The following is a 26707-nucleotide window of genomic DNA, read 5'->3' as shown; positions in this document are numbered from 1 at the left end:
TCACAGTCCGCTCATCGTCATCATGCCGAGCAACCGTCGTCCGGTTTCGCCGTCCGCGAGCAGCCGTATCGCCGCGTCCCGTGCCGATCTGGGCGCCCCTGGCCAGGGCGCACCCATCGCCATGTTGAACCGCGCGCGTCGCTGGGCGACCGCGGCCGACCGCAGCGAGACCCGCTCGTAGGCGCCAAGCGCGGCATCCCGATCGGAACGCTCCGTCAGCGCGACCGCGAGACGGCAGGCGGCGATCCAGGCGAGGTTCATGCCCTGTCCGCCGATCGGACTGATCTCGTGCGCGGCGTCGCCGAGCAGCACGATCGGACCGTGCACGAGCCGCCCGGCCCTGTGCTGGCCGGCGCGGAACCGCTGCGGCTCTGCTCCGCCGGGGTCGCCGATGTCGAGCCCGGTGCGTTGTACGACCGCGCACGCGAAGGATGCCGCGGTGCCGAGCGCGTGCGTCCGCTCCCGGATCACCCAGCGCCGCGCTCCGCCGGGCAGCGGGAACGACTCGACGACGCCGTCCGGTTCGAGGTGCAGGCGCGCCCTGTCGTCCGGTGGCGCATCGACGACGTCCAGCATCGCGTACTCCGCTGCGCCAGGGATCCGTCGCCAGGGTGTGCGCATCACGCGTCTGATGCCGCTGTGCACTCCGTCCGCGACGACGACGGCTCCTGCGGACACCTCATCCGCACGGTCGCCGATCGTCAGGACCGCCCGCGCCGATGGGCCGTCTGGAATCACCTCGCGCACCAGGACGCCGGTGCGCACCGCATCCGGTGCCAGCTGCGCGAGCCGATCGCGCAGCAGCGCATGCGTCCGCGCCTGCGGCAGGGTGAGCACCTCGCACCCGGGAGCGAAGTCGACCTCGGCCAGCGCGTCTCCGCACGAGGTCACGACGCCGCCGGACAGCGCGAGCGCCTCAGCACGGACGGCCTCCTCCACGCCCGCTCTCCGCAGCGCGGCGACCCCGGGCGGGTGGATGCCGATCGCACGCGATCTGTCCTCGCGTCCTGTCCCCTTCTCGAACACCGTCACGCTCGCCCCCGCCTGCGCGAGAAGACACGCCAGCAGGAGTCCGGCGGGCCCTGCGCCCACGATCGCGACGTCGCAGTCGGTCACCGCGCGCCTCCGCTGATCAGCAGGGCACGGCACGGCGCGGCGGCCGCAGCAGACCAGCCCTGCGGTGCGAGGCGGGCGAGTTCGGTGACCGTGTACGAACGCCGGATGCTGGTCAGCCCGTCGTCGCGGATGAAGGATCCGGCGAGCACGGTGGAGGCGAACGGCCAGGTCAGCGCGTTGAAGAGCGCATAGGCATGCCGACTCCGCGCGATGTCCACGTGCACGGCGATGCCGTCGGTGTCCAACAGGGCATCGGTCTCGGCGAGCAGCCCGGAGACGGTGTCGAGATGATGCAGCAGGTGGTTCGACACCACGACATCGAAGCGTTCACCGGAGGCCACGAGCTCGGAGGCCGTTCCCGTGCGGTATCGGACGTTCGTCGGCCCGCCCTGCTGCGCGGCCCATGCGGTCGCCCGCGGATCGGCGTCGAGTGCGGTGACGACGGCATCCGCCGCATCACGTCGCGCCCATCGGGCGAGCCGGCGCGTGACGTCTCCACCACCGGACCCGATATCCAGAATCCGCACCCCACCGGCCTTCACACGCGGCCGGACCAGACGCCGGTAGATGCTGCGCCACCCGCCGACAACCGGATTGACGAGACGGAATCTCGCATACGTGCGCTCCAGCGCCGCCCGATCGGCGTCTGCCGCATCCATGAGCTCGCGCGCCGAGGTGGCGCGCGTGGCGAGGTCAGGCACCGTCAGCGGCCCCGCCCAGCACGGTCATGACACCGCCCTCCATCGTGAGCCCCGGGCCGAACGCCATCGCGATGAGGCGCTCCCCGGTGCGGGTCGCGTCGTCGAGCAGGATGCGCCGGATGACGAACAGGACCGTCGCGCTCGACATGTTGCCGCACGTGCGCAGCACTTCGCGCGCGGCATCCAGTTGCGCGTCGGCGAGTCCGACCTGGTGCTGCACGCGGTCGAGGATGTCACGGCCACCGGGGTGAACGGCCCAGTGCGCGACCGTGCCGGCGAGATCGTCGCAGTCGCGCGCGTAGGTCAGTTCCTCGTCGGCCGCGCACAGCGCCCCGAGGGCGTCGTCGATGTTCGCCTCGATCACCTTGGGCACGGCCGTCGACAGAATCATCTCGAAGCCGTGATCGCCGATCGTCCACGCCATGTGCTCCACGGAGTCTGGAGCGATCGCCGTGGCGAACGAGTCCAGCTCGGCACCGGGGATGCCGGGGGCCGGCGGCCGCCCGGTCACGAGTGCACCGGCGGCACCGTCCGCGAAGAGCGAGGAGGCGATGATCGTGTCCGGGTCGCTCGAAGACCGAAGATGCAGCGTGCACAGCTCGGCGCTGACCACGAGGACGACGGCCTCGGCATCCGCGCGGCAGAACTGGGCCGCAGCGCGCAGCGCCGGAATCGCGGCGTAGCAGCCCATGAATCCGAAGTGGTACCGCTCGACGCCGGGGCGGAGCCCCAGTTCGGTGACGATCGCGAAATCGGGACCAGGGGCGTGGAACCCCGTGCAGGAGACGGTGATCACGTGCGTGACGTCTTCCGGTGCGATGTCGTCGGCCGCGTCGAGCGCCTGCCGCGCCGCGTCGACGAACATCGGCGTCGCAGCGCGGATGTAGAGGTCGTTGCGCAGTGCCGTCCCCGGGGAGCGCAGCAGGTTCGACGAGCGATCGTAGAACGTCGCGTCCTGCGTGTCCTCCGTGTCCTCCTGGCCCAGTTCAGCGATCGCGGTGTAGCGGGTCTCGATGCCCGATCCCCCGAAAGACGTGTTCACGATGCGGGCGGCCAGCCGGTCGATGTCCGGCTGGCTCGCGAAGACCTCGCGCACCTCGTCCTGATGCAGCGGAGTCGGCGGGAGGACGGTCTGCGGCACTCGGAGATAGGCGCTCATGAGCACACGTTCGCACGTCGTCGCGCGGAGCGCCAGGGGCTTGTCAGTGCGCGCCGGCCCCGATATCCGAGCGGGTCAGAATCCGAGCGCGCGGGCGAGCTTAGATCCGGATGCCGCGTGCCGGCCACCCGCGGCGAAGACCGCCCGTTCCGCAGCAGCGAAGAGCAGATCGCGCTCCGCAGGGTCGGACGGCGCCGCTGGGCCCAGCTCGAACTCCCACTCGCGCCATTCGCGCTGCGTGCCCTGACGGAGATCCGTCGCGCGGACGCGATCGTCGACGAACTCGGCGACGACACCGTCCGGCCCCGTCAGCAGATACGCAGTGCGGTCGTTCTCGATGCGGGCGAGCGGCGTCAGCGGGTCGGTCGTCCAGCGGGCGAGCGTGTCCGCCACGGCATCCGGAACCGCATCGTCGTCACCGAGAGGCCAACCGATCTCGAGCCGACCGTCTCCCTCGCGAGGCCCTTTGACGTGCCAACCGGCATCCGGTCCGCCCGTGCGACGACGCAGCGCGACACCGGAGCGCGACAGCGCGGCGTCCGCCGTGTCGAGGTAGCGCGCGTCGAGCACGCGCAGCTCACCCGTCGTGACGGCGTCGACACCGGGGATGTCCTGCCAGAGCGGCAGAGGCGTATCGCCGGCGACGTCGTACTTGCGCTCGACCTCGACGGTGCGCGACGGCTCGGATCCGCTCGGAGCCTCAGCCATCCTCAGTCGTCCGATGGGGTGAGGTCCTCGAGGGACTCCTCGAACCAGTAGTCGACCTCGGTCGGGCCGTCGCTGTCGCCGGTGTTCTGCGGCTCCCCGCGGCGGAGGTAGACCACCTGGGTCTCGGCGTAGGGAACGATCAGCTTGTCGTCGACGTCCGCCTCGAGCGGAAGGATCTGCCCGTCCAGCGGGCCGCCGTGGAATCGTGCGAGTGCCATGACTTCACCCTAGACCTGTCAGCCCACCACGATGCCCAGGACCGCACCGACGATCATCCACGGGCCGAAGGCGATCCGGGTGCTCCTGTTCGCCCTGCGCATGGCCATCAGCACGAGCGCGTACACGGCGCCGAGCACGAACGCCGCTGCCGCGCCGACGATCAGCACCTGCCAGCCGTGCCAGGCGAGCACGAGGCCGATCACCGCGGCCAGCTTCACGTCTCCGCCGCCGACTCCGCCACCGGCGAGGTTCAGCACGGCGTAGAAGCCGCCGAGGATCAGCCCTCCCGCGACGGCACGGACGAGGGACTCCGGCTCCCCCGCGGCGAGCGCCTCGATGCCGACGAGGGCGAGGAGCACCGCCCCGACGGGCAGCACGATGCGGTTCGGCAGACGGTGCGTTCGCGCGTCGATGATGATCAGCCAGATACCGATGCCGATCAGCACCGCGTGCACGGCGATGACGATCGCGGTGTGCAGCATCTGGGGCATCCCCGCAGGCTAGGCGATCGGCAGTCCTGGTGAGTTGGGCCTGTGGATAACCGCGGCTCGGCGAATGTCCGATGTCCGAATTACGCTCGGAGCACCACTTGATTTATTAGTAGATATCTTCGAGGATGGATGCATGGGCACCGCACTCTCCGCCCCGACCGCTCTCCCCCGCGAGAGCATCGCTTCCCGCGCGCAGGAGCTGCACCGACTGCGCAGCGAGATCTCCCGCATGCAGCGTCGGCGCAGCGACGTGCCCCTCCTGCCGATCGACCCAGCGCTCGAAGGTCTGCTGCCCGATGACGGGCTGCGCACCGGCGCCGCGTACTCCCTCATGCCGTCGCCGAGTCTGCTCGGCGCACTGCTCGCCGCACCGTCGCAGAACGGATCCTGGTGCGCCGTCATCGGCATGCCGACGCTCGGCATCGAGGCGATGGCCGATTTCGGCGTCGATCTGTCGCGCCTCATCCTCGTGCCGGATCCCGGCCCGCGCTGGCTCACCGTCGCCTCCGCACTGTCCGAGGTGATCCCGCTCATCGCCGTGCATCCGCGCAGCCGGGTGTCCGACGCCGACGTCCAGCGCATGAACGCGCGGCTGCGCGATCGGGCGTGCACTCTTCTGGTCACGGCCCGCTGGCAGCAGAGCGAGGCGACGCTGCGCGTGGAGGAGACCGAGTGGCACGGACTCGGCGAGGGCTGGGGGCTGCTCGCCGATCGGACGGTCACGCTCACCTGCTCGTCCCGCCGGCTGGAGACCCAGCGCCGCATCCGGGTGCGCCTGCCCGGTTCTCTGGGGCGTGTGGATGCCGCGCCGGCCCCGTTGCGCCCTGTCGCCCCGCTGCGCCGCACGGCGGACGAGCCCGCCGCTCTTCCCGATCACTGGGCGGTGGCGGGATGATACCGCTTCGCCATCTCGTGCTGTGGCTGCCCGATTGGCCGGTGCGCGCGGCTGTCGGCGCCCCGCCGCCGTACGGTCCGGTGGCGGTCGTGCAGGCGAACACGATCATCGCCTGCTCCGCCGAGGCCAGAGCACAGGGGGTGCGCCGCGGGCAGCGACGACGGCTCGCGCAGTCCCGCTCCCCCGCACTGCAGCTGCTGAACGCCGATCCGCTGCGCGACGAGAGCGCGTTCCTGCCGGTCCTGCGGCTGCTCGAGGATCAGGTGCCAGGCGTCCAGCCGCTGCGCCCCGGTCTCGCCGCGCTGCACGCGCGAGGACCGGCACGCTACTACGGCGGGGAGGCCGAAGCGGCACACGTGCTCATCGACGTGCTCGCGGATCACGGGTATCCGGGCACCAGGGCCGGCGTCGCCGATGGCCTGTTCACCGCTGAGCAGGCCGCACGGCTCGGCGATCCCGCCTTCGTCGTGCCGCAGGGGGGCGCAGCCGACTTCCTCGCCCCGCTGCCCGTCCAGGTGCTCGCGGACGAGGAGATCACCGCGCTGCTCGATCGACTGGGGGTCAGGCGCCTCGCCGACTTCGCCCGACTCGGCGAGAGCATGATCCGCGATCGCTTCGGCGAGCGCGGCGCCCGCCTGCACGCGCTGGCCGCCGGCGCCGACTCCCGCCCGCTGCCGACCGGGACCCCTCCCCCCGAGCTCTCCCGAGAGGTGTCGTTCGAGACTCCGCTCACTCTCGCCGATCAGGTGGCTTTCGCGGTCAGGCAGACGGCGGATGCCGTCTTCGCCGGTCTCGCCGAGGCATCGCTGGTCTGCACCGAGGTCCGCATCGAGTTCACCGACGACGACGGAGCCGTCGGCTCGCGGGTATGGATGCATCCGACCTCCTTCGAAGCGGCGGACCTCGTCGACCGGGTGCGCTGGCAGCTCGAGACGCTGCGCCCCGCCGCGTCGGATGCCTCTGACCGGACGCCAGCGGGAATCGCGACCGTGCGGATCATCCCGACCCGCACGGATGACAGCCGCCATCACCAGCCGGGGCTCTTCGGACAGGGACCGGAGGAACGCCTGCACCATGCCGTCTCCCGTGTGCAGGCGCTGCTCGGTCACCGAGGCGTCGTCACCCCGGTCATCATCGGCGGACGGCGTCTGGCCGACCGGCAGCAGCTCCAGCCCTGGGGCGATCGCGCTCCGACCGAACGCGATCCCGCCCTCCCCTGGCCGGGCAGCCTGCCGACCCCGCACCCCGCAGAGGTCTTCACCCCTCCGCGGCCGATCGCGGTCGTCTCGGCCGATCGGTCAGCCCCCACCGTCGACGCGAGAGGCGCGCTCTCCGCAGCTCCGGCCTTCATCGCGGAGGCGGCGGTGATCTCCTGGGCCGGCCCTTGGCCGTTGCGCGAGCACGGCTGGGATCCGGATGCCGCGCAGAACGCGCACCGTTTCCAGATCGTCGATGCCGCACAGCGGGCATGGCTCGTGCTGTGGGAGCACGAGGCCTGGTGGGCCGAGGGAAGGTACCTCTGATGGGCTGGCAGAACCACCCCGGCATGAGCTGGAGCGAGCTCGAAGAGACTCTGAGCGCCCGAGAACCGGCCGACGGCACCGCCCGACCCGATCCAGGACCGGTCAGCCGGAAGAGGCAGGCCGAGCCGCCAGCCCCCGTCGTCCGTCCGGAGGATGCCGTCCCCTACGCCGAACTGCATGCGCACTCCACGTTCTCGTTCCTGGACGGCGCCTCCGCCCCCGAGGATCTGCTCCTCGAGGCCGAACGGCTCGGGCTCACGGCTCTGGCCATCACCGACCACGACGGCTTCTACGGCGCCGCGCGCTTCGCCGAGACCGCGGATGCCGCAGGGCTCGGCGTGCGGACGATCTTCGGAGCCGAGCTGTCGCTGAATCTCACCGCCCCACGGAAGGGCTCCCCCGACCCACCTGGGGAGCATCTGCTCGTCCTCGCGGGCGGCATCGAGGGCTACCACCGCCTGTCCGGTGCGATCACCCGCGCTCAGCTTCGCGGCGGTGAGAAAGGGCGCCCGCAGTACGACATCGATGAGCTCGCGGCGAGCGCGGACGGCCAGTGGACGATCCTCACGGGCTGCCGCAAGGGCGCGGTGCGGCGTGGACTCGCTGCGGGCGACGCCGCGACGCCGCTGCGCCGTCTGGTCGACCTGTTCGGCCGGGATCAGGTGGCCGTCGAACTCATCGACCACGGCGACCCGCTGGATTCCCGTCGCAACGACGCACTGGCCGACCTCGCGCGTGCCGAACGCCTGCCCGTCGTGGCGACCAACAACGTGCACTACGCGGCCCCGGAGCGCGTCGGGATGGCCGAGGCGGTGGCCGCGGTGCGCGCCACCCGCGGTATGGACGAGCTGGACGGCTGGCTCCCCGTTCACGGCTGGGCGCATCTGCGCAGCGGAGCCGAGATGACCGAGCGGTTCCGCCGCTTCCCCGGTGCGATCAGCCATGGTCTCGCCATCGCCGCCGACAGCGCTTTCGAGCTGCGCCGCGCTCGCCCAGCCCTGCCCCGTATCGAGGTCCCCGACGGGGAGACCCCCATGAGCCACCTGCGCGCGCTGGTCTGGGAAGCGGTCCCCCTGGTCTACCCCCGTCTGGACGGAGACGGTCGCCGCCGCATCGAGCGGGAGCTGGACGTCATCGACGAGAAGGACTTCCCCGGGTACTTCCTCATCGTGCACGGCATCGTGACCGAGGCGCGGCGCCGCGGCATCCTGTGCCAGGGACGCGGGTCGGCTGCGGCGAGCGCGGTCTGCTATCTGCTGGGGATCACCGCGGTCGATCCGATCCTCTACCGGCTCCCCTTCGAACGATTCCTCGCCACCACCCGCGAAGAGGAACCGGACATCGACGTCGACTTCGACTCGGACCGCCGAGAGGAGATCATCCAGTGGGTGTACGAGCAGTACGGTCGCGAGCGGGCAGCACAGGTGGCGAACGTGATCCAGTACCGGCCCAAGAACGCCGTCCGCGACATGGCTCGGGCGCTCGGCCATTCCCCCGGCCAGCAGGATGCCTGGTCCAAGCAGGTCGAGGGGTGGGGCGCCGGTCTGCAGCCTGCCGAAGGACACGACATCCCCGCACAGGTGCTGGCCTATGCCGGCGACCTGCTGAAGGCGCCGCGCCATCTCGGCATCCACTCCGGCGGCATGGTGCTCACGGCGCGGCCCGTCGGCGAGGTCGTCCCCGTGGAGCACGCGAGGATGGCGAACCGCACGGTCATCCAGTGGGACAAGGACGACGCGGCCTGGATGGGGCTGGTGAAGTTCGACCTGCTGGGGCTGGGGATGCTGGCAGCTCTGCAGCACTGCTTCGACCTCATCGCCGGGGCCACGGGAGAGCGCTGGACGCTGCAGTCCCTCCCGAAGGAGGAGCCTGCGGTGTACGACATGCTGTGCCGGGCCGATTCGATCGGGGTGTTCCAGGTCGAGTCCCGTGCGCAGATGGGACTGCTGCCGCGTCTGCAGCCCAGAGAGTTCTACGACCTCGTCATCCAGATCGCTCTCATCCGCCCCGGCCCCATCCAGGGCGGCGCGGTGCATCCGTTCGTGCGCCGCAAGCTCGGGCAGGAGCAGGTCACCTACGCGCATCCGGTGCTGGAGCCGATCCTGAAGCGCACTCTCGGCATCCCGGTGTTCCAGGAGCAGCTCATCCACATGGCGACGGCCCTGGGCGACTGCACGGCCGACGAGGCCGATCTGCTGCGCCGGGCCATGGGCTCCAAGCGCGGGCTGGAGAAGATCGATCGCATCCGCGGGAAGCTCTACGCCGGCATGCAGCGGCACGGCCTGGACGAGGCCACCTCGAACCGGATCTACGCGCAGATCCAGGCATTCTCGAACTTCGGCTTCGCCGAGTCGCATTCGCTGTCGTTCGCCCTGCTCGTCTACGCCAGTTCCTGGGTGAAGCTGCACTATCCGGCCGCGTTCCTCGCCGGGCTCCTGCGCTCTCAGCCGATGGGGTTCTACTCGGCGGCGACGCTCACCGCGGATGCTCGTCGGCACGGAGTGCGCGTGCTCCGGCCCGACCTGCATGCCTCCGAAGCGCAGGCGTCGCTGGAGCCCACCGCGGACGACGGCGTCGCCACGGGGCTGTCGACCTGTCTCGCCGACGGGGATCCGGATGCCGCGGTCCGCTTCGACCGGTCGAAACCGGACGAATCAGCCGCCCACCGCCGAGACGGTTCGTTCGCCGTCCGGCTCGGACTCTCCGACGTCCGCAGCATCGGGCTGCCGTTCGCCGAGCGGATCGTCGCCGAGCGGGACGCGAACGGTCCCTTCCGCGATCTGAACGATCTCGTGCGCCGCACGGATGCCACCGCCGCACAGCTGGAGGCGCTGGCGACGGCCGGGGCATTCGAGAGCATGGGGATGAAACGCCGGGAGGCGGCCTGGCTCGCGGGTGCCGCTGCCGAGGATCGCGCCCGCTATCTGCCCGGCACCGTCCTGGCCGTCCAGCCGCCGCTGTTCCCCGATCAGACCGGATACGAGCAGCTCTCCGCCGACCTCTGGGCGACGGGTGTCGCGACGGATGATCACCCGCTGGCGCATTTCCGCGCGCATCTGGACAAGCGAGGCGTGCTCTCCTCCGCCCGGTTGGCGGACCACGAGGTCGGTCGACGCATCGAGGTCGCCGGTCTCGTGACGCACCGGCAGCGTCCGGCGACGGCATCCGGCATCACGTTCCTCAACCTCGAGGACGAACAGGGTCTCGTCAACGTGGTCTGCTCCCCCGGCGTGTGGAAGCGGTATCAGCGGGTGGCCAGGGATTCGCCGGCACTCATCGTCCGCGGCATCCTCGAACGGTCGACCGAAGGCGTGGTGAATGTGCTTGCCGACGCGTTCGAGGATCTGCGCACAGGCGTCCAGCACCGCTCACGGGATTTCCGCTGAGCCGGCCTGGTGCGTTCACCAGAAGCGGTCGGGCTCCTTCTCGGGGAACGGGTCCGATCCCCACCGATCGGCTTCGCCCTTCGCCGCGTCCACCGCGGCATCCGCACCGCGCAGCGCGATATCGGCGTCGAACGCGGCGGAGCGGACCGCGTCGACCTTCACGGCGGTCCGCGGACCGTCGGCGGTCGCCGTGATCGTCGTGGTGAGCACCCGACCCTGCCAGACCGACAGCTCGCCGGACGGCTCCTCGGCGCGCTGGTAACGCACCCCGCTCTCGAGATCCGTGATCGCGATGACGGCGCTCGTCCCGCTCGCGAGATCGACCTGCTCCGCCACCTCGACGCGATGACCGACCGGGATGGGCGCGGAGGCCGCCAGCACGAGGGTTCTGTCCATGACACCACTCTAGGAACTTCGCCTGAGCGGCGCACTCGGATCCACCGACGTCTTCCGCGCATCCGCCCCCGCGGACGCCCGTGTCAGACGGCGAGAAGCTCCCCGACTCCCGCCAGCCAGGTGTCTGCGACGATGCGATGGCCATCCGGTGTGGGGTGGATGCCGTCGCCGGCGATGCTCGCCGGGCCCTCCGCCTGTGCAGCAGCGTCGGCGAGCACGGCATCCAGCGGAATGAAGGTCGCACCGAACTCGTCGGCGAGCCGTCGTTCGATCTCGATCTTGGGATCGAGATCCTCCCGGAAGCGCAGCTTGTCGGTCACCGGGAGCAGAAACGGCTCGAGGATCACGATGGCAGCGTCCGTGCGATCGCGCAGCTCGGTCAGGATCGTGCGCAGGTTGGCCTCGAACTGCTCGGCGCTGGTGGCGTCATCGTCGTCGTAACGACGCCAGACGTCGTTGATGCCGATCAGGATGCTGACGACATCCGGGCGCTCATCGACGCAGTCCGCATCGAGTCGAGCGATGAGGTCGCCCGTGCGGTTCCCGCCGATCCCCCTGTTCACGACCCGCAGATCGGGACGGCTCTCGGCGAAGCGCTCCGCGATCACGCGGACGAAGCCATCGCCGAGCTGATCGGGGTCTGTGCGTCGTCCGGCATCCGTGATGCTGTCGCCGAAGAAGAGAATGGTGCGTTCGCGAGCGTCGCTGCTCATTCGAGGGATGTCCGTTCTGTGGAGGGCGGGGCTCGTTCGAGCCGCGGCCATCCTATCGATCAGTGACGCATCCTCTGCGCGATCGTTCAGGTTCGCTCCCCTAGCGTGGTGGCATGACGTCGAGCGCCGAGAATCTCAACGCCATCGCCGCCTGGGCGGTCTCCCTCATGGAGACGCTGGGTGGACCGGGAGCCGGTCTCGCGATCGCTCTGGAGAACCTGTTCCCTCCGCTGCCGAGCGAGATCATCCTTCCGCTGGCCGGCTTCACCGCGCACCAGGGCACGCTGAGTCTCGTCTCCGTGCTGATCTGGACCACCGTCGGCTCCATCGTCGGCGCGCTCGCACTGTACGGTCTGGGCGCCTGGCTGGGTCGACGACGGCTGTTCGCGATCGCAGATCGGATGCCGCTGATCAAGATCGAGGACGTCGAACGAGCCGAGTCCTGGTTCCTCCGACACGGGTCGAAGGCGGTGTTCTTCGGACGGATGATCCCGATCTTCCGGAGCCTGATCTCCATTCCTGCCGGTGTCGAGCGGATGCCGCTGCTGCGTTTCACACTGCTGACGGCAGCGGGAAGCGCGATCTGGAACACGATCTTCGTCATGGCGGGATACCTTCTGGGCGCGAACTGGCACATCGTCGAGGACTATGCCGGCATCTTCCAGAAGCTGGTCATCGCGGCTGTCGTGATCGCCGTCGTCGTGTGGATCGTACTGCGGGTGCGTCAGGCTCGCCGCGACCGTGCAGCGGCCTGACCCGAACGATGTGCGACGCCTGTTCGTGATCGGTCGAAGCGAACGCCGCGGTCGACCGGGCAGAATGAGGGCGTGATCCCTCCGACGGCGCGCACCGGACGCGCCTACTTCGCCCTGCAGGCGGTCGCCGGCGCGCTCTGGTGGGTCGCCGTCTGGGCAAGCGCCGACGTCCGATCGGCGACGCTCGGAGCGCTGGATCCGGTACTCGTCGCGATGCTCGACATTCCGCTGTTCGTGCTCGCATCCGCGCTCGTCGCGGGCGGGATGCGTGGGGCGGTCTGGGTCGTTGCGCCCTGGACGATCCTCGTGGCGGTCGTGATGGCCGGGTATGCGACGCTCACCGGGTCCGCCGGCTGGGGCGCGCTGCTGATGATCGCCGCCGCGGTCGGCAGCGGCGGCGCGGGTCTCCTCGTGCTGCGCGGGCGCCTGCCCAGCGAGTGGCTGCTGACCGGGCCGTTCCGCTTCCGCCCGGCGCCGGAGTCGGGTTCGAATCTCGGACGCACGTTCGCGCAGATCGTCGTCTTCTGGGGGCTCTTCCTCGTCGTTCTGCCGGCCGTGATCGTCGCGGTCGAGTACCGCTGGGGGCTGGCGCTGAGCGTCTGGCCCGTCGTGCGGATCGTCGGCGGCGTGCTCCTGGTCGCCATGAGCGCGTTGGGGATCTGGTCGGCGGTGACGATGTCGAGGCTCGGCGACGGCACGCCGCTCCCGTCGGCGATGCCGCATCGGCTCGTGATCTCGGGCCCGTACCGATTCGTGCGCAACCCCATGGCTCTCGCCGGCATCGCGCAGGGCGTCGCCGTCGGGATGCTGCTGGGCTCGTGGCTGGTGGCGCTCTACGCACTCAGCGGTTCGCTGGTGTGGAACTTCCTGATCCGGCCGCACGAGGAGGCGGATCTCGAGCATCGGTTCGGTGCTGCGTACGCGGACTATCGCGATCGGGTGCGGTGCTGGATCCCCTCCCGCCCGACGAGCAGCTCGCCTACTCCGGACCGTCGATGACCTCGTCGACGAGCGCGATGCCGCCTGTGGAGTTCGCCGAGTTCATCAGATCCTGAATCCACCGGGTGTTCAGATCCGTCGGCTCCGGCTGATCGAAGATGAACCGCAGCGGGATGGATGGATGCAGCCAGATCGTCGATCTGCCTCGCGGCTGGTTCTCGGGATGTCGCCAGGACATCGTGAAGCCCTCCTGGCGGCGGAGCTTCGTCGTCACGACGACCTTCAGATGCGCGAGGGTCCGATCGTCCAGGACGATCGGGTGATCCTCACCGTCATAGATGAGCTGGCCCATATGGGCACGCTACGCTCCGAGGTCGCCGTTCGCCAGAGGACGGCGGCTCAGTCGTCCGCAGCGTCGAGGACCTCATCGACCAACGAGATGCCGCCGGTCGAATTGGCCGAGTGGATGAGCGCTTCGATCCACTTGGCGTTCAGCTGCGGCGGCTCTGGCTCTTCGAACGTGAACCTCAGGGGAATCGACGGATGGATCCAGATCGTGGATCGCCCGACAGGGTCGCCCTCGGGATGCCGCCAGGACAGCGTGAACGACTCCTGCCTGCGCAGCTTGGTCGCGATGACGATCTTCAGGTGCGCGAGAGCGCGATCGTCAATGTGGATGGCGTCATCTGACGCGCCATAGTGAAGCGTGCCCATGAGGTGAACGTACCGCATCCGCCGGAGCCGCCGTGACCGCGCATGCTCGTGCTCCATGCGCCGACCGCGGTCCGGGCTGTGCGCACCTCATGGGTGCACGGCTCATCCGACGAGCGGTCCGCCGAGCCTCCAGTACCCGAGAAAGGCGACCTGCTCCTTCGCGAGCCCGAAGTCGGTGGTCAGATGGCGGCGGATGCTGGTCGTGGCCGCGGCTTCGCCGGCGATCCACGCGTATATGCCCGGGTCTCCGCGGAGGGCATCGTGAGCGGTCGTCCATCGATGCACGGCGCTCGCGAGCTGCTCGCCGGCACGGGAGCCCCGATCGACGACCTCGGTGGCCACTCGGGGATGCTCGGGCGCGAGTGCCGAGTCCGCGCGTGAGGCGAGTTCGATGAGCACATCAGCCTGGACGCCGTCCGGCAGCGCATCGATGATGTTGCGGATCGCGGGCAGAGCGGACTCGTCCCCGATCAGCAGCACACGCGACGGCGGGGCATCCGGCACGTAGTGGATGCCGTAGCCGGTGAACCCCACGCGCACGTCCGGGCCGGTGATGACGAGCTCGTCACCGGTCTGACAGCCGATCGCCCAAGCGGATGCCGGACCTGCCGGTTCATGGATGAAGAGGTCGACGTCGATCTCCTCCTGGTCTGGGCGGATGCCGGAGGGAGTGTAGGTGCGCAGCGCATTGCGTTCCGCTTCGGGAAGAGCCTTCCAGCGGGAGTACCAGTCCTTCGGATGCGGGGTGGGATTCGCCAGAAGCCCGAAATCCGGCGCACTGCCGTCCGCCATGGGGAGAATCAGCTTGATGCGCTGGTCGAGACCCCAAGGGGCGAAGTGGCTCAGCGCCCGCCCGGCGAGGGTGACGCGGATGAACCCCGGCGTGAGCTGCTGCTTGCGGGCGACCCGCACCGGGAACGCGCTGTACTCCCACAGGTGGGGCTCCGGGAGTGATGCGTCGCTCATCGTGTGCTCCTGTCGTTCGCGGGAAGAGGGGCGCCGCGGGGAACCACCAGCGGACCGCCGGTGACCGGGTCCTCGATGACCACGTTCGGCAGGTCGTAGATCTCCTCGACGCGGGCGCTCGTGACGACCTCGGCCGGGGCGCCTTCCGCGAGGATGCGACCGTCGCGCATGGCGATGATGTGATCGGCGTACCGGGCGGCGTGGTTGAGGTCGTGCAGCACGGCGACGATCGTGCGGCCCTGGCGATTCAGGTGGGCGAAGAGCTCCATGAGTTCGACCTGGTGCGCGATGTCCAGGAAGGTCGTCGGCTCGTCCAGAAGCAGCAGGTCGGTGTCCTGCGCGAGCACCATCGCCACCCAGACGCGCTGGCGCTGGCCGCCGGAGAGCTCGTCCACTCTGCGCGGTGCGAGTGCGACCGTGCCGGTGGCCTCCAGGGCATAGCGAACCGCCTCCTCGTCCTTCGTCGACCACTGCCGCAGGAATCCCTGGTGCGGGTATCGGCCGCGCCCGACGAGGTCGGCGACGGTGATGCCGTCCGGAGCGATCGCCGTCTGCGGCAGAAGACCCAGCTTCCGCGCGACCTCCTTCGCCGGAAGACTCGTGAGCTCCTTGCCGTCCAGCACCACGTGTCCGGCATCCGGTGCAAGGAGCCGGGACATCCCCCGCAGCAGTGTGGACTTGCCGCAGGCGTTGGGACCGATGATGACGGTGAACGAGCCGTCCGGGACCGCCGTCGTGAGTCCGGAGATGATCGGACGTCCGTCGTAGCCGAGCGCGAGGTCGTCAGCTCGCAGCCGCGACTCCCGGCCGTTCGGCGTGCGGGTCGAGGGATCGAAGTCTTCAGGCACGGCGGCGGATCTCCTGGATGATGGTGATGACGAGGTAGAGGCCTCCCAGCGAGACCGTGACGACGCCGACCGGCAGGGCGACGGGAAGCAGGTGCTGAGCGATAAGGTCGGACACCAGCAGCAGCAGCGCCCCGACGAGCGCGGACAGGGTCAGCGAGAGGTAGGGCGTGCCGGCGATGCGGCGTGCGATCTGCGGAGCGGCGAGAGCGATGAACGCCACGGGGCCGATCACGGCTGTGGCGATCGAGACCAGGCCGACAGCCGCGAGCAGCGCGAGGGCCCGCACGAGTGCCGGCCGCGCGCCGGTCGCGCTCGCGACGTCGTCACCGAGTTCGAGCTGCCGCATCCGAGGCGACAGGACCACGAGCAGTGCGAGCAGCGGTATCGCGCAGGCCACGGCGCCGGCGACGGGTGCGCCGGTGACGCCGTTGAGCGTCCCTGTGCCCCAGGCGGAGGCGAACATCGCCGTCTCCAGTTCGATCTCGAGCAGCATCCACGTGTTCGCCGAAGCGAGCATCGCGGCGACGCCGATGCCGATCACGATGAGACGGAAACCCTGCGTTCCGCCTCGGCGCGCCAGCGCCCAGATGAGGAAGGCGGTGAGGAGGCCGCCGACGACGGCGCCCGCGGTCATCAGCGGCCAGGATGCCGAGAAGAACACGATCGTCAGCAGCATCCCGGTGAATGCGCCGTTGGACAGGCCGAGGATGTCCGGGCTGGCGAGCGGATTGCGCGTCACGGTCTGGAAGAGCGCCCCGGCGATGGCGAGGAACCCGCCGAGCACGATCGCCGCGATGGTCCTGGCCATGCGCCAGTCGAACACGACCGTGCGGTCGAGCGGCTCGCCGCCGCCGAGCAGGACGCGGATGACGGCCTCCGGCGAGAGCGGATAGGTGCCCAGGCCGAGGGCCAGGATGCCGAGCATCACGACGATCACGGCCAGCACGCCCCCGACGGTCAGGCTGCGCACGCGGACCGCGGCCGCGAACGGCCCTGCGCGCAGGATGCGTCGCCGATAGCCGACCTCGAGCGGCTGAGCAATCGACTGAGGGGTCATGACAGGGTGCTCGCCTTCCGCCGGCGTGCCAGGGCGATCAGGACAGGAGCGCCGACGAATGCGGTGACGATTCCGACCGGGATCTCGGCCGGGGCGATCAGCACGCGTCCGAGCACGTCGGAGAACAGCACGATGACCGGAGCGAGGAGGATCGAGATGACGAGGATCGTGCGCTGGTTCACGCCGAACACCCACCGGGCGACGTGCGGGACCATCAGTCCGATGAACCCGATGGGCCCGGCCAGTGCCGTCGCCGCCCCGGCCAGCACCGTCACTGCCACGATGACGCCGATCCGGATGCCACCGACATGCGCCCCCTGCGCCCGTGCGACGTCTTCGCCCAGCGCGAGGGCGTTCAGTCCCGGCGCGAGCAGCACCGCGCCGATCACCGCGATGACGATGAACGGCAGCACGGGAAGGAGGACATCGAACCCGCGGCCGAGGAGCGACCCGGCGTTCCAGGAGCGCATCTGATCGAAGGCGTCCGCGTCGCTGAGCGTCATCCCCGTCGTCATCCCGGAGAAGACCGCGCCGAGGGCCACGCCCGCCAGAGTGAGGCGGATCGGGTCGGCGGCGCCTCGGCCCGATGAGCCGATGATGTACACCGCCACCGTGACGACGAGGGCGCCGAGAAACGCGAGCCACACGAACTGCGAGATGTCGCGCAGTCCGAAGAACGCCACCCCGACCGAGACCGCGAACGCCGCGCCCGCGTTGACGCCGAGGATGCCAGGATCGGCCAGCGGGTTGCGGGTGAAAGCCTGGATGAGCGCTCCAGCGACGCCGAGAGCCACGCCGACGACGAGTCCGGTGACCGTACGCGGAATCCGCAGCTCGGCCACGACGTACCGCGCCTCGTCGGTGCCGCCGCCCTGCAGCACATCGACGACCGTCGATGGCGGAAGGAAGTTCGATCCGACGGTCAGCGACAGCGTCACCGCGACCACGAGAAGGAAGGCCAGGACGACCAGCCCGAGCACGGTCCTGCCGCGCCTCCTCGTGAGCACCGGCTCACGAGGAGGCGCGGAGAGAAGGCTTGTCACTGCTGGGCTTTGAGGAACTGCTCGATGTCGTCGAGCACGAGGTCGCCGCCCATCGGGCCGACGCCGGAGACCCAGTAACTCGTGTCCACGAGGGTGACGATCGGGAAGGCGGCCGCGTTCTGCGTGATCGCCGACGGGATCGTGGATTCGTCCTCGACATCGGCGGTGGTAACGAAGACGTAGTCGGCCTGCGCATCCATGATGTTCTCGGGCGAGAGGTCGGCCTGCAGGCCGTCCCCCCACTCGCGGTCCGGGATCGTCAGACCGGTGCACTCCAGCGCGCCGCCCGCGAAGGAGGTCGGGCCGTAGAGGCTCAGCGTCGTCTCATCGCGCGGCCTGATCAGGTTCGCGGTGACGCCGTCGACGTCGAACTCGTCCTTGATCTCCTCGCAGCGCTCGTTGAAGCCATCCAGCAGAGTCTGCGCCTCGGCCTCCTGCCCGAGCGCCTCGCCGATGAGCAGGACGTTCTCCTGCCAGGGGTCGGCCTGAGTCTCCATGAACACCGTCGGTGCGATCGCTTCCAGCTGGTCATACAGCTGCGAGTGGCGCGATTCGGTGCCGAGGATCAGGTCGGGCGCGAGCGCCGCGATCGCTTCCAGATCGGGCTCGGGAACCGTGCCGACCGGTTCGATCCCCTCGGCGCCGAGATACTCGGGAACCCCCGAGACGTTGCTGGCGACGGCGGCCCCGACCGGCGTCACGCCGAGTGCCACGGCGGTGTCGAGTTCCACCGGCTCCAGCACGACCACGCGCTGCGGTGCATCGGGCACCTCGGTCGTTCCCCGCGCGTGCTCCACGCTGCGGGTGGACGGCGTCTCCGCCGGCGTCGCGTCGCCGGCGTTCGACGGCGACGTGCATCCGGCCAGCAGCAACACGGCGGCGAGGGAGAACGAGGCCAGAGACAGAACCCGCCTGGGCAGGGAAGCACGCATCACGAAGAGACCTTTCGGGAGGGGGCTGCGAGAGAGGCGGACACGCCCCCGATCGCGAGAAGTAAGTACAGCCTTACCTTATCGGACCGCTCGGCGACATTCGTCGCACGCGCACTCCGAGGTTGCCGGACGCCGCACGTGGCCGATGGCTTCAGCCCGGATTCAGCGTCGAACGGCCACACTGGAGGAATGCGGATCCTGGTGGTGGACGACGAGGTGCGTCTGGCCGAGGGCGTGCGCCGCGGTCTCGAGGCCGAGGGGTTCGCCGTCGATGTCGCGCATAACGGCGTCGACGGCCTCTGGCGCGCGAGGGAGACACGCTACGACGCGATCGTGCTCGACCTCATGATGCCGGGCATGAGCGGCTGGAAGGTGTGCGAGACGCTACGCGCCGAGGAGAACTGGACACCGGTCCTGATGCTCACCGCAAAGGACGGCGAGTGGGATCAGGTCGAAGCCCTGGAGACCGGAGCCGACGATTACGTCACGAAACCCTTCTCATTCGCGATCCTGGTCGCCCGCCTGCGCGCGCTCGTCCGGCGCGGCGCTGTTGCACGTCCGACGATCCTGGAAGCGGGCGATCTGCGGCTCGACCCCGCCGCGCACCGCGTCTGGCGCGGCGAGAGCACCATCCCGCTCACCGCGCGCGAGTTTTCCGTGCTCGAGTACCTGATGCGTCATCGCGGTCAGGTGCTGTCGAAGCGCGCCCTCATCGACGGCGTCTGGGACGACGACTTCGACGGCGACCCGAACATCGTCGAGGTCTACATCGGTCATCTGCGCCGCAAGGTCGACAAGCCTTTCAGCCGCGAGGCGATCGAGACCATCCGCGGTGCGGGCTACCGGCTGGCGGCGGACGGTGGCTAGGCGCGGCTGGCGCTCGGTGCGCGCCAGGACGACGCTCGGAGCGACGGCCGTCGTCGCGGTCGCGCTCCTGATCGGCGCCTTCTCGTTCTACGGCGTCCTCAGCGCCAGCATCCATGGCAGCACGGAGCGCGCGGCCGAGCAGCGCCTGGACGAGCTCGCGGAACACCTCGATGGTCCCGGTGGAAACGTGATCGACGATCTCGACGACGAGATCGTGCAGGTCATCGGCCCGGACGGATCGGTCCGCGCGGCCAGCGAGGATTCCAGGGAAGCGCTGGGATCGAACGCGCTCCCCGTCTCTGACGACCCGCAGACCCTGACCGTGGACGAGGAGCAGATGCTCGTCGTCTCGGAAGACCTCGACGGCGACCAGGCTCTCGTGGTCGCCGTCTCGATGGAGGACGACGCGGAGACTCTGGCGACGGTCACGACACTGCTCGCGATCGCCGTCCCGGTGCTCCTGATTCTCGTGACAGCGACCACCTGGCTCGTCGTCGGCCGTGCGCTCCGCCCGGTCGAGCGCATCCGCGAGCGCGTCGACGACATCACCGCTGATCGACTCGACCAGCGCGTGCCGGTACCGGAGACGGCCGATGAGATCGCCGCACTCGCGATCACCATGAACGGCATGCTCGATCGGCTGGATGCCGCCGCCACCGCGCAACGGCGGTTCGTCTCGGACGCGTCGCACGAACTGCGTTCTCCACTCGCCACCATCCGCCAGCACGCAGAGCTCGCCCAGGCGCACCCGGAAGTGACGAGCATCGACGAGCTCGCGGAGGTCGTTTCCGCGGAGGGGCTGCGTCTGCAGGGCATCGTCGAATCGCTGCTGCTGCTCGCCCGGCTCGACGAGGGCGTGGGCACGCACGACGAGGCGATGGACCTCGACGACGTCGCGCTCGGCGAGGTGCGGCGATTGCGTGCAGTGGGGCTCGAGGTCGACGGCTCCGGCATCCACGCCGCGCGGGTGCACGGCGACCCGCGTCTGCTGGGTCAGCTGCTGCGTAACCTCGCCGACAACGCCGCACGCCACGGCCGTGGCCGAGTCGCCATCGGCGTGACACCATCGGATCGGTACGTGTTCGTCACGGTCGAGGACGACGGATCCGGCGTCCCCGCAGAGGAGCGCGAGCGGATCTTCGAACGCTTCGTCCGTCTCGACGAGGCGCGCAGCCGTGACGCCGGCGGCAGCGGACTCGGCCTGGCGATCGCCCGCGGTATCGCGACGTCCGCCCACGGCGCTCTGACGGTCGATGACTCTCGCTGGGGCGGTGCGCGCTTCGTGCTCACTCTCCCCCTCCGGGACTGATCGGCCGAGCCATCCGTTCCTGAAGAGCCGTTCAGGATGCTTCAGGATGGCTTCAGCGCCCCTGCGACACGATCGAGACATGGACGACAAGACGACACCCACTCCCGACCACACGCCTCATCACTCCGCAGATTCCGCGGCCGACGCACCGGAGACTCCCGTGACGCCGATGTCCGGCGAGGCGCCGCATTCGGCGGCCCCCGTAGCGGCTTCTGCTCCCACCGAGACGAAGCGCGGGCGCAAGCGCGCGCTGCTCATCGGCGGTGGTATCGCAGCGGCGGTGCTGCTCGCCGGCGGTGGCATGGCGGTCGGCGCGGCGGTCGGCGACGAGTTCGGAGATGACGACAGTTCATCGGCATCCGACGGGCCCCGCCACGACGACACGTCCCGCGGCGACAGCGACCACGACGACGACCGTGAGGACCGCGACGACCAGGGCGAAGACCGCGGTGCGCCCTCGCACGGCGGCGGCCCGGCCACCGGAATCGGAACGACATCCGCCGACGATCTGATCGCGATCGCGGATGCCGCGCGCGACGCTGCCGAGGGCGATGTCACGTCGATCGATGCGAAACGCAACGGAACCTGGGAAGTGCAGTTGACGAACGCCGCCGGCGATGAGACCGAGATCCGCGTCGACGAGGCGCTCACCGCATCGGTCATCTCGACCGACCCGGCCGACGACGACGATGACGCGACCGCTGGTCCAAGATTGGACGATGAGACGATCCGCGCACTGGTCGCCGCCGCACTCGCGGAAGCCGATGGGATGATCACCGACCTCGACGTCGACCACGATGGTGTGAGCCCGTACGATGCTTCGGTCCTCACGTCGGACAACCGCTCGATCGACATCGACTTCAGCGCCGACTTCACCGTCGTCGGAACCGACATCGACGACTGAACGAGACGCATCCCGCCTGTCGAGCGGGCACGGCACGTAGTGGTGATTACGCGAGCTGCTGATCGGTCCAGATCCGGTGCAGTCCCGCCACAGGCGCTGGATCCTGGCGACCTTGCCGACGTGCGCTTCGACGGCTGTGGCCGGAGGGACGCGCGGGCGTGCGGAATCAGGCCTCGGCGAAGACTCCCAGCCGGTTCCCGCTCGGGTCCGTGAACTCGAACCGTCGTCCACCCGGGAAGTCGTAGGGACCGACCACGATGGTGCCCCCGGCGTCCGTTACGGCCGTGACGGATGCGTCGAGATCGGTCGAGAAGAGGAGCACCAGCGGCCCATCCGCGGCGGGTGCGGCGAATGCGCTCAGGCCGCCGATCTCGCCGTCGCCGTCTGCGGAACGGATTCCCGCGTACTCGGGTCCGTAGTCATTGAATTCCCATCCGAAAGCGGACTCGTAGAAAGCGCGAGCAGCACCGAGATCGCTGACGCCGAACTCGATGTAATTGACGGCGTGATGCATGGGATGGGGCATGCTGACCTCCGGTTCAGGCGTCCGTGCCATCAGGCTAGCAGCGCCACCGGGCCGCGGTCTTTGCCCGCCCCCAACCAGCGCCAGCCTCCTGCGCCGCGTGGCCCCGCTGGAAGCGCTCGGGAACGACAAAGGGACCAGCCTTCGGCCGGTCCCTTTGTCGTTCTGTCGGGCTGACAGGATTTGAACCTGCGACCCCTTGACCCCCAGGTGTCCAGATGGCGACTTCGGACTCGCGACCCGCATGATTGCGGGCCTCTCCTCATGCAGATCATGTCATGGGATGCATGATCTGCATGGTCTTGGTCCCCTTCTGGTCCCCCCGCTGGGAGTCGATTGGCGCGGCGGATGCAACATGAAGAGTTGCCTTCCGCGTCATGCTAATGAAGAAATTCTGAGCGTCATCCTGAGCTCGCGTTGCCGAGTGTATGGATAAACTTGCCGACCGCATCAGGGGCTGGCAGGTCGATTCGGAGTCGGATGCTTCCAGCTTTCGGTCCGGTGCCGTTGACGATTGCCGCTCCGCCGAGTTGGTCGAGAAGCGGGCCCATGGCGTCTGCTGCATCGGCGGGCAGATGTCCGACGCCGCGTCCGTTGGAGGTGACGGCGACCCCGGCGGGGGATCGTCGCGTGCAGGGCTGGGTGCGGAGGATGTAGGTGCGGGGCGCTTGACTGTCGCGTTCGCGATCGTTCACGAGGTAGTGGGTTCGTTCCAGCACGACAGGCCGTGTCGGCAGGTGCCGGAGATCGTGTAGTTCGTGGTGGCGGCTGATGCGACCGGTTGTGATGTGCAGAAGTTGTTCCCACCGTGCGGGCATGAGCGCCCCTTCTCCTCGGATCGGTATGCCATCACCGAGGCGGAGCACTCTTCTACTTTGTCAGCCCGTGCTGTGAATCCTCCGGTCAGCCGCAGGCCCGAACAGATCGCGCAGAGGCAATGTCGTTGATCACCGGTATTCTCGGGCGATTGAGCGTAGCGTAAGGAGCATGTGGACAGTTCTTCTCATCTTGCTTGTGGCTTGGGTGGTGCTGTCGATCGTGGGATTCGTGTTCGAGGGTCTGCTCTGGTTGGCCATCATCGGAATCGTGCTCTTCATCGGCACCCTGATCTTCGGGATACTCCGGCAGCGGGCCAAGCGCGCCAAGGCGTAGTCGCCCCGCGCGGGACGCACGGGGCGCGGTCCACCTTCCTTGCCGTTGCGCCGGGGGCTCTACATACGTGACGACCACTGCCGGGCTGTGGTGCTCTTCTCCACCGAGTTCGTTCGGGCCGGCACGCGTATGTGCAGACCGCCTGGGCGGACGCTGACGCGGACACGGGTGATGTGGCCGAAGCTGTCGCCGTCGAGTTCGATGAGGTGAGGGGCGTCGAACCGGGCTTCGAACCGGGTTCCTTGAACGTATGCGAGTGCGTGGAGGTCGGGCGTCTGCTGGAGGAGCCTGCGGCTGAGCGGGGAGCGGCGGGCGAGGCCTTGCAGGGTGAGGCGGGTTCCGATCCGCGCCCACCCGAAGCGTCCTGTCGGGCGCATCATCACGACGTCCAACAGCCCGTCGTCGATGATCGCAGCGGGGATCAGGAGCATGTTCCCGGTGAGTGTTCCGCAGTTGCCGACGATGACCGTGTGCGCCCGGGTCGACCTCACCCGCCCTCTGTCGATTCGGTAGTCGAGATGGAAGAGCTTGTTCGCGATGACCGAGCGGGCGATCGGTGTGACGTACGCGAACCAGCCGAGATGCTTCTTCGCAATGGTGCTCGTGCTCTCCGCCATCTCCGCATCCAGTCCGATACCCGCCATGACCATGAACGTATGCGAACGCCGGGCGCCGCTCTCGTCCTCGAGCTCAGCCACCCCGACATCCACGGGTCGGTCCTCACCTGCGAACGCAGCGGAGACGCAGGCTGCGATGTCGTTGAGCGGCGCGCCGACATCACGTGCGAGGAGATTGCCGGTGCCCAGGGGAACCAGCGCGACCGGGATGCCCGTCCCTTGCATCACCTCCGCGACGGCTCGGACCGTGCCGTCACCGCCCGCGACAATCACCACCGCCGGATCAGCAGCGAGAGCGTGCTCCGCGGCGGCCCGGCCCGCGTCGTCGCTGCGGGTCTCGTACCAGCGCGTCTGCGCCCACCCGTGCTCGGCCTCACACTCCGCGACCACGGGGTGAAGCCGCTCCAGCGGGGTTTTCACGGGGTTGTAGACGACGGCGGCGTGCCGTCGTCCTGCTGCGGGGTGGTCGCGCGTGCTCACTGCGGGACTGCGGTGATGTAGCGGCGCTGCTCGACCAGGGGGGCAGGTGAACACGTCACGCTCCCCCAGGCCGACGCGGTTGATGTACCGCACGATGATCGCATAGGACGCCAGCAACCCGGTCTGCGCATACGGCACATCACGGCTCCGGCAGTAGGCGGCGATGATGGGCGCTGCCTTGCGCAGGTGAGGACGCGGCATGGACGGGAACAGGTGATGCTCGATCTGATAGTTCAGCCCGCCCATCGCGGTGTCGAGCAGACGACCGCCGCGGACGTTCCGGCTCATCATCACCTGGCGGCGCAGGAAGTCGAAGCTCGCATCACGAGGCACGATCGGCATCCCCTTATGATTCGGGGCGAACGAGACGCCCATGTAGAACCCGAAGAGCCCGAGTTGCACAGCGAGAAACACGAATGCGATGCCCGGCGACAGGACGAGGAAGACGAGCACGGGGAACCCGACCAGGCGGATCAGGAGGAACCCGATCTCGACCCCGCGCCTGCTCAACGGCCCGCGCGTGACCACCCGGCGCACCCCGGACGCATGCAGCGAGACACCCTCCAGGAGCAGGATCGGGAAGAAGATGATCCCCTGATGCGAGCGCAACCACGACAGGACCCGCCCTCTCGGCACGGCACGCTCTGGGGCCACAACGATCACCGGCAACTCAATGTCCGGATCGGACCCCAGCTTGTTCGGATTCGCATGATGGCGGGTGTGCTTGTGCTGCCACCATCCGTAGCTAATCCCCACCAGCAGGTCGCCGAGGACGAGGCTCACCCAGTCATTCCATTTACCCGAGACGAAGATCTGCCGGTGCGCCGAATCATGCCCGAGAAAGGCGATCTGCGTGAACACCACCGCCAGGAACGCCGCCGTGAACAGCTGCCACCAGGTGTCACCGAACCACACGAACACCAGCAGACCACCGGCGAGCACAAGCGGCAGACCGATCAGCTTCGACCAGTAATACCCATACCGGCGACGCAGCAACCCCTGATCCCGGACCGTCTTCGCCAGGGCCGTGAACTCGCTACCGGCCCGACCGCCGTGTCGATCTGCAGAGCGCGGTGTGGTCGAACGGATCCCATCCATGATGCGCCTCGCATCCTAGGGTCACGGACGTCATCAACGCCCGTGACCACCCTCGTCAGTCCAGTCATCGATGCGGGCACGATCGTCGGTCGCCGCGGCACGCCGATCCCGCTCAGACACTCGTGTCCCGGAGGTGCGGAACGTTACTGATTCCGCGAGAGCCGCGACAGAGGCCGCTCTGTCATGCTCGCCCGCGGCCGCCTCGCGGAACCGGAGCGCCGCCGCATCCTGCCTGGCCCGGACACCCTCGCTGATCTCCGCGAGCCGGTCGGCGAGCACCCCACCGAGACCGTCGCGCAACTCCTCGAGATTCGTGTTCGCGATCTCCAAGCGACGATCCGAGATCGCCACCTCTACGGTCGAGTACCCCGCCTTCGCAAGACGTTCCCGCGTCTCGCTCCCCAGGATCTCCGTGATCTCGTCCCGTTCGGGGCGGCGCGTGAACACCGCCTCCACCGTGTAACGATCCGGGGCCTCATCAGTCATCAGCGCCGCAGGCAACGAACCCACCAGCACCGATCCCAGGCCCAGCGTCGCGGTATCTGCACCGCTCGTTCGTGTCTGTGTCTCCATAGCGCGACGTTACGCCCCCAACATGTACGCCTCACAGGTTCAACCAAACCCGCGCGCGCCGCAGAAACTGAACTGAGAAGCTGACATCGTCGATGCTGTGGGCAAGGTGGTCTCCGGCACCCGAAGTACGGGGAAGGCCCCCGCCGATGCCGTTCCACCACCCCGACGGGGGCCGTTCTCGGGCGCCGGTGCCCGGCGTCTACATGATCTCGCTCAGACCTCACGCCCCCGGGCGACGACGTAGCGGTCGATCAGCGCCTTGAATGCCTCGATGTACCGATCATGAGATTCAAGGCTTCACCTCGCGAATCTTGTTCAACATCGCTGTCGCCACAGCCACAACTCGCGGTCAGGTGGGCCCGATGATGCCGTGGTCCCCTTCTGGCCCCCTCCACGCCCCCTGATTCGCCCTGTTCACGCCAGGACCGTATTCGGACGACTTCCGTCAGCGCGCGCTGCGGATGTTGAGCGAGGCTCGCCCCGATCACAAGACCGATCACGCCGCGATCAAGCACGTCGCCGCCAAGCTCGGCGTCAATCCCGAGTCGCTGCGATTGTGGAAGAAGCGCGTCGACGTTGACGAGGGCCGCCAGCCGGGGACCTCGAGCGAGGCGCAGGCGGAG

General features: G+C 69.0%; 29 protein-coding genes. 10 read left to right on the top strand and 19 right to left on the bottom strand.

What is annotated here, in order from left to right:
- The 6 genes from ACWAT3_RS00145 to ACWAT3_RS00120 form a co-directional block, all read right to left on the bottom strand.
- Positions 1-1116 (bottom strand): FAD-dependent oxidoreductase, encoded by a 1116-nt coding sequence (locus ACWAT3_RS00145; RefSeq protein WP_460794842.1) that lies wholly within the window; start codon positions 1114-1116, stop codon positions 1-3.
- Entirely contained in the window at positions 1113-1817 is a 705-nt protein-coding gene (locus ACWAT3_RS00140; protein ID WP_460794840.1) for a methyltransferase domain-containing protein, read from the bottom strand. Before ACWAT3_RS00140 ends, ACWAT3_RS00145 begins: the two co-directional genes overlap by 4 nt.
- Complete coding sequence (locus ACWAT3_RS00135) at positions 1810-2976, bottom strand: type III polyketide synthase (protein WP_460794838.1); 1167 nt, start codon at positions 2974-2976, stop codon at positions 1810-1812. Before ACWAT3_RS00135 ends, ACWAT3_RS00140 begins: the two co-directional genes overlap by 8 nt.
- 75 nt (positions 2977-3051) lie before the next feature.
- Positions 3052-3684: a CYTH domain-containing protein gene (locus ACWAT3_RS00130; protein WP_460794836.1), complete on the bottom strand. Its 633-nt coding sequence runs from the start codon at positions 3682-3684 to the stop codon at positions 3052-3054.
- A 2-nt stretch (positions 3685-3686) separates the two neighbouring features.
- The gene (locus ACWAT3_RS00125; RefSeq protein WP_460794834.1) at positions 3687-3902 is read right to left on the bottom strand and encodes a response regulator; all 216 of its coding nucleotides are present in this window, start codon (positions 3900-3902) and stop codon (positions 3687-3689) included.
- An 18-nt stretch (positions 3903-3920) separates the two neighbouring features.
- Complete coding sequence (locus ACWAT3_RS00120) at positions 3921-4394, bottom strand: prepilin peptidase (RefSeq protein ID WP_460794832.1); 474 nt, start codon at positions 4392-4394, stop codon at positions 3921-3923.
- Positions 4395-4527: 133 nt separating this feature from the next.
- Between ACWAT3_RS00120 and ACWAT3_RS00115 the strand changes: the two genes are divergently transcribed.
- Genes ACWAT3_RS00115 through ACWAT3_RS00105 form a run of 3 tightly spaced genes read left to right on the top strand, consistent with a single transcriptional unit; the run spans position 4528 to position 10198 of the window.
- Positions 4528-5289, top strand: coding sequence for a hypothetical protein (locus ACWAT3_RS00115; protein WP_460794830.1), 762 nt, complete (start codon positions 4528-4530; stop codon positions 5287-5289).
- The gene (locus tag ACWAT3_RS00110) at positions 5286-6812 is read left to right on the top strand and encodes a DNA polymerase Y family protein (protein ID WP_460794828.1); all 1527 of its coding nucleotides are present in this window, start codon (positions 5286-5288) and stop codon (positions 6810-6812) included. Before ACWAT3_RS00115 ends, ACWAT3_RS00110 begins: the two co-directional genes overlap by 4 nt.
- Positions 6812-10198 (top strand): error-prone DNA polymerase, encoded by a 3387-nt coding sequence (locus ACWAT3_RS00105; protein ID WP_460794827.1) that lies wholly within the window; start codon positions 6812-6814, stop codon positions 10196-10198. The genes ACWAT3_RS00110 and ACWAT3_RS00105 overlap by 1 nt, the downstream gene beginning before the upstream one ends.
- Positions 10199-10213: 15 nt before the next feature.
- Here the strand turns inward: ACWAT3_RS00105 and ACWAT3_RS00100 are convergent, their stop codons facing one another.
- Together ACWAT3_RS00100 and ACWAT3_RS00095 are read right to left on the bottom strand one after the other, a co-directional pair.
- Positions 10214-10594, bottom strand: coding sequence for a hypothetical protein (locus ACWAT3_RS00100; protein WP_460794825.1), 381 nt, complete (start codon positions 10592-10594; stop codon positions 10214-10216).
- An 83-nt stretch (positions 10595-10677) separates the two neighbouring features.
- On the bottom strand, positions 10678-11307 hold the full coding sequence (locus tag ACWAT3_RS00095; protein ID WP_460794823.1) for an SGNH/GDSL hydrolase family protein: 630 nt from the start codon (positions 11305-11307) through the stop codon (positions 10678-10680).
- 113 nt (positions 11308-11420) lie between these two features.
- On the opposite strand from ACWAT3_RS00095, the gene ACWAT3_RS00090 reads away from it, so the two are divergent.
- Both ACWAT3_RS00090 and ACWAT3_RS00085 read left to right on the top strand, forming a co-directional pair.
- Complete coding sequence (locus tag ACWAT3_RS00090) at positions 11421-12062, top strand: DedA family protein (protein ID WP_460794821.1); 642 nt, start codon at positions 11421-11423, stop codon at positions 12060-12062.
- 72 nt (positions 12063-12134) lie between these two features.
- Complete coding sequence (locus tag ACWAT3_RS00085; RefSeq protein ID WP_460794817.1) at positions 12135-13061, top strand: methyltransferase family protein; 927 nt, start codon at positions 12135-12137, stop codon at positions 13059-13061.
- Here the strand turns inward: ACWAT3_RS00085 and ACWAT3_RS00080 are convergent.
- The 7 genes from ACWAT3_RS00080 to ACWAT3_RS00050 all read right to left on the bottom strand — a co-directional run bounded on the left by ACWAT3_RS00080 (position 13042) and on the right by ACWAT3_RS00050 (position 18561).
- A complete protein-coding gene (locus ACWAT3_RS00080) occupies positions 13042-13353 on the bottom strand; it encodes a DUF7882 family protein (RefSeq protein ID WP_460794815.1) in 312 nt (103 codons plus the stop codon). The two genes, ACWAT3_RS00085 and ACWAT3_RS00080, sit on opposite strands and share 20 nt — an antisense overlap.
- A 47-nt stretch (positions 13354-13400) precedes the next feature.
- A complete protein-coding gene (locus ACWAT3_RS00075; RefSeq protein ID WP_460794813.1) occupies positions 13401-13715 on the bottom strand; it encodes a DUF7882 family protein in 315 nt (104 codons plus the stop codon).
- Positions 13716-13817: 102 nt separating this feature from the next.
- Positions 13818-14681: a siderophore-interacting protein gene (locus ACWAT3_RS00070; protein WP_460794811.1), complete on the bottom strand. Its 864-nt coding sequence runs from the start codon at positions 14679-14681 to the stop codon at positions 13818-13820.
- Positions 14678-15529: an ABC transporter ATP-binding protein gene (locus tag ACWAT3_RS00065; protein WP_460794809.1), complete on the bottom strand. Its 852-nt coding sequence runs from the start codon at positions 15527-15529 to the stop codon at positions 14678-14680. Before ACWAT3_RS00065 ends, ACWAT3_RS00070 begins: the two co-directional genes overlap by 4 nt.
- Positions 15522-16586 carry a FecCD family ABC transporter permease gene (locus ACWAT3_RS00060; RefSeq protein ID WP_460794807.1) on the bottom strand — a complete coding sequence of 355 codons (1065 nt, stop codon included), beginning with the start codon at positions 16584-16586 and terminating at the stop codon, positions 15522-15524. The genes ACWAT3_RS00065 and ACWAT3_RS00060 overlap by 8 nt, the downstream gene beginning before the upstream one ends.
- Positions 16583-17629 (bottom strand): FecCD family ABC transporter permease, encoded by a 1047-nt coding sequence (locus tag ACWAT3_RS00055; RefSeq protein ID WP_460794805.1) that lies wholly within the window; start codon positions 17627-17629, stop codon positions 16583-16585. Before ACWAT3_RS00055 ends, ACWAT3_RS00060 begins: the two co-directional genes overlap by 4 nt.
- On the bottom strand, positions 17626-18561 hold the full coding sequence (locus tag ACWAT3_RS00050) for an ABC transporter substrate-binding protein (RefSeq protein WP_460795843.1): 936 nt from the start codon (positions 18559-18561) through the stop codon (positions 17626-17628). The genes ACWAT3_RS00055 and ACWAT3_RS00050 overlap by 4 nt, the downstream gene beginning before the upstream one ends.
- A 189-nt stretch (positions 18562-18750) precedes the next feature.
- On the opposite strand from ACWAT3_RS00050, the gene ACWAT3_RS00045 reads away from it, so the two are divergent.
- From ACWAT3_RS00045 to ACWAT3_RS00035, 3 genes are all read left to right on the top strand, one after another.
- The gene (locus ACWAT3_RS00045; RefSeq protein ID WP_460794803.1) at positions 18751-19428 is read left to right on the top strand and encodes a response regulator transcription factor; all 678 of its coding nucleotides are present in this window, start codon (positions 18751-18753) and stop codon (positions 19426-19428) included.
- Positions 19421-20737 carry a sensor histidine kinase gene (locus ACWAT3_RS00040; RefSeq protein WP_460794801.1) on the top strand — a complete coding sequence of 439 codons (1317 nt, stop codon included), beginning with the start codon at positions 19421-19423 and terminating at the stop codon, positions 20735-20737. Before ACWAT3_RS00045 ends, ACWAT3_RS00040 begins: the two co-directional genes overlap by 8 nt.
- A 79-nt stretch (positions 20738-20816) precedes the next feature.
- The gene (locus ACWAT3_RS00035; RefSeq protein ID WP_460794799.1) at positions 20817-21641 is read left to right on the top strand and encodes a hypothetical protein; all 825 of its coding nucleotides are present in this window, start codon (positions 20817-20819) and stop codon (positions 21639-21641) included.
- A gap of 166 nt (positions 21642-21807) precedes the next feature.
- On the opposite strand, the gene ACWAT3_RS00030 is transcribed toward ACWAT3_RS00035, so the two are convergent.
- Positions 21808-22167, bottom strand: a complete 360-nt coding sequence (locus tag ACWAT3_RS00030; RefSeq protein WP_460794797.1) for a VOC family protein — start codon at positions 22165-22167, stop codon at positions 21808-21810.
- Positions 22168-22565: 398 nt separating this feature from the next.
- Positions 22566-22982 (bottom strand): hypothetical protein, encoded by a 417-nt coding sequence (locus ACWAT3_RS00025; RefSeq protein WP_460794795.1) that lies wholly within the window; start codon positions 22980-22982, stop codon positions 22566-22568.
- Between the two features lie 169 nt (positions 22983-23151).
- On the opposite strand from ACWAT3_RS00025, the gene ACWAT3_RS00020 reads away from it, so the two are divergent.
- Positions 23152-23316, top strand: a complete 165-nt coding sequence (locus tag ACWAT3_RS00020; RefSeq protein ID WP_187674173.1) for a hypothetical protein — start codon at positions 23152-23154, stop codon at positions 23314-23316.
- A 59-nt stretch (positions 23317-23375) separates the two neighbouring features.
- Here the strand turns inward: ACWAT3_RS00020 and ACWAT3_RS00015 are convergent, their stop codons facing one another.
- Together ACWAT3_RS00015 and ACWAT3_RS00010 are read right to left on the bottom strand one after the other, a co-directional pair.
- Entirely contained in the window at positions 23376-25511 is a 2136-nt protein-coding gene (locus ACWAT3_RS00015; RefSeq protein ID WP_460794793.1) for a fatty acid desaturase, read from the bottom strand.
- 33 nt (positions 25512-25544) lie between these two features.
- Positions 25545-26084: a hypothetical protein gene (locus ACWAT3_RS00010; protein ID WP_124895828.1), complete on the bottom strand. Its 540-nt coding sequence runs from the start codon at positions 26082-26084 to the stop codon at positions 25545-25547.
- 410 nt (positions 26085-26494) lie between these two features.
- Here ACWAT3_RS00010 and ACWAT3_RS00005 point away from each other — a divergent pair.
- The coding region (locus ACWAT3_RS00005; RefSeq protein WP_460795841.1) for a transposase at positions 26495-26707 on the top strand (213 nt) is incomplete at its 3' end.

The organism is Microbacterium sp. GXF0217 (genome assembly GCF_054798195.1).
The sequence above is the reverse complement of the archived record's forward strand: the minus strand, read 5'-3'. Positions and strand labels throughout refer to the sequence as shown.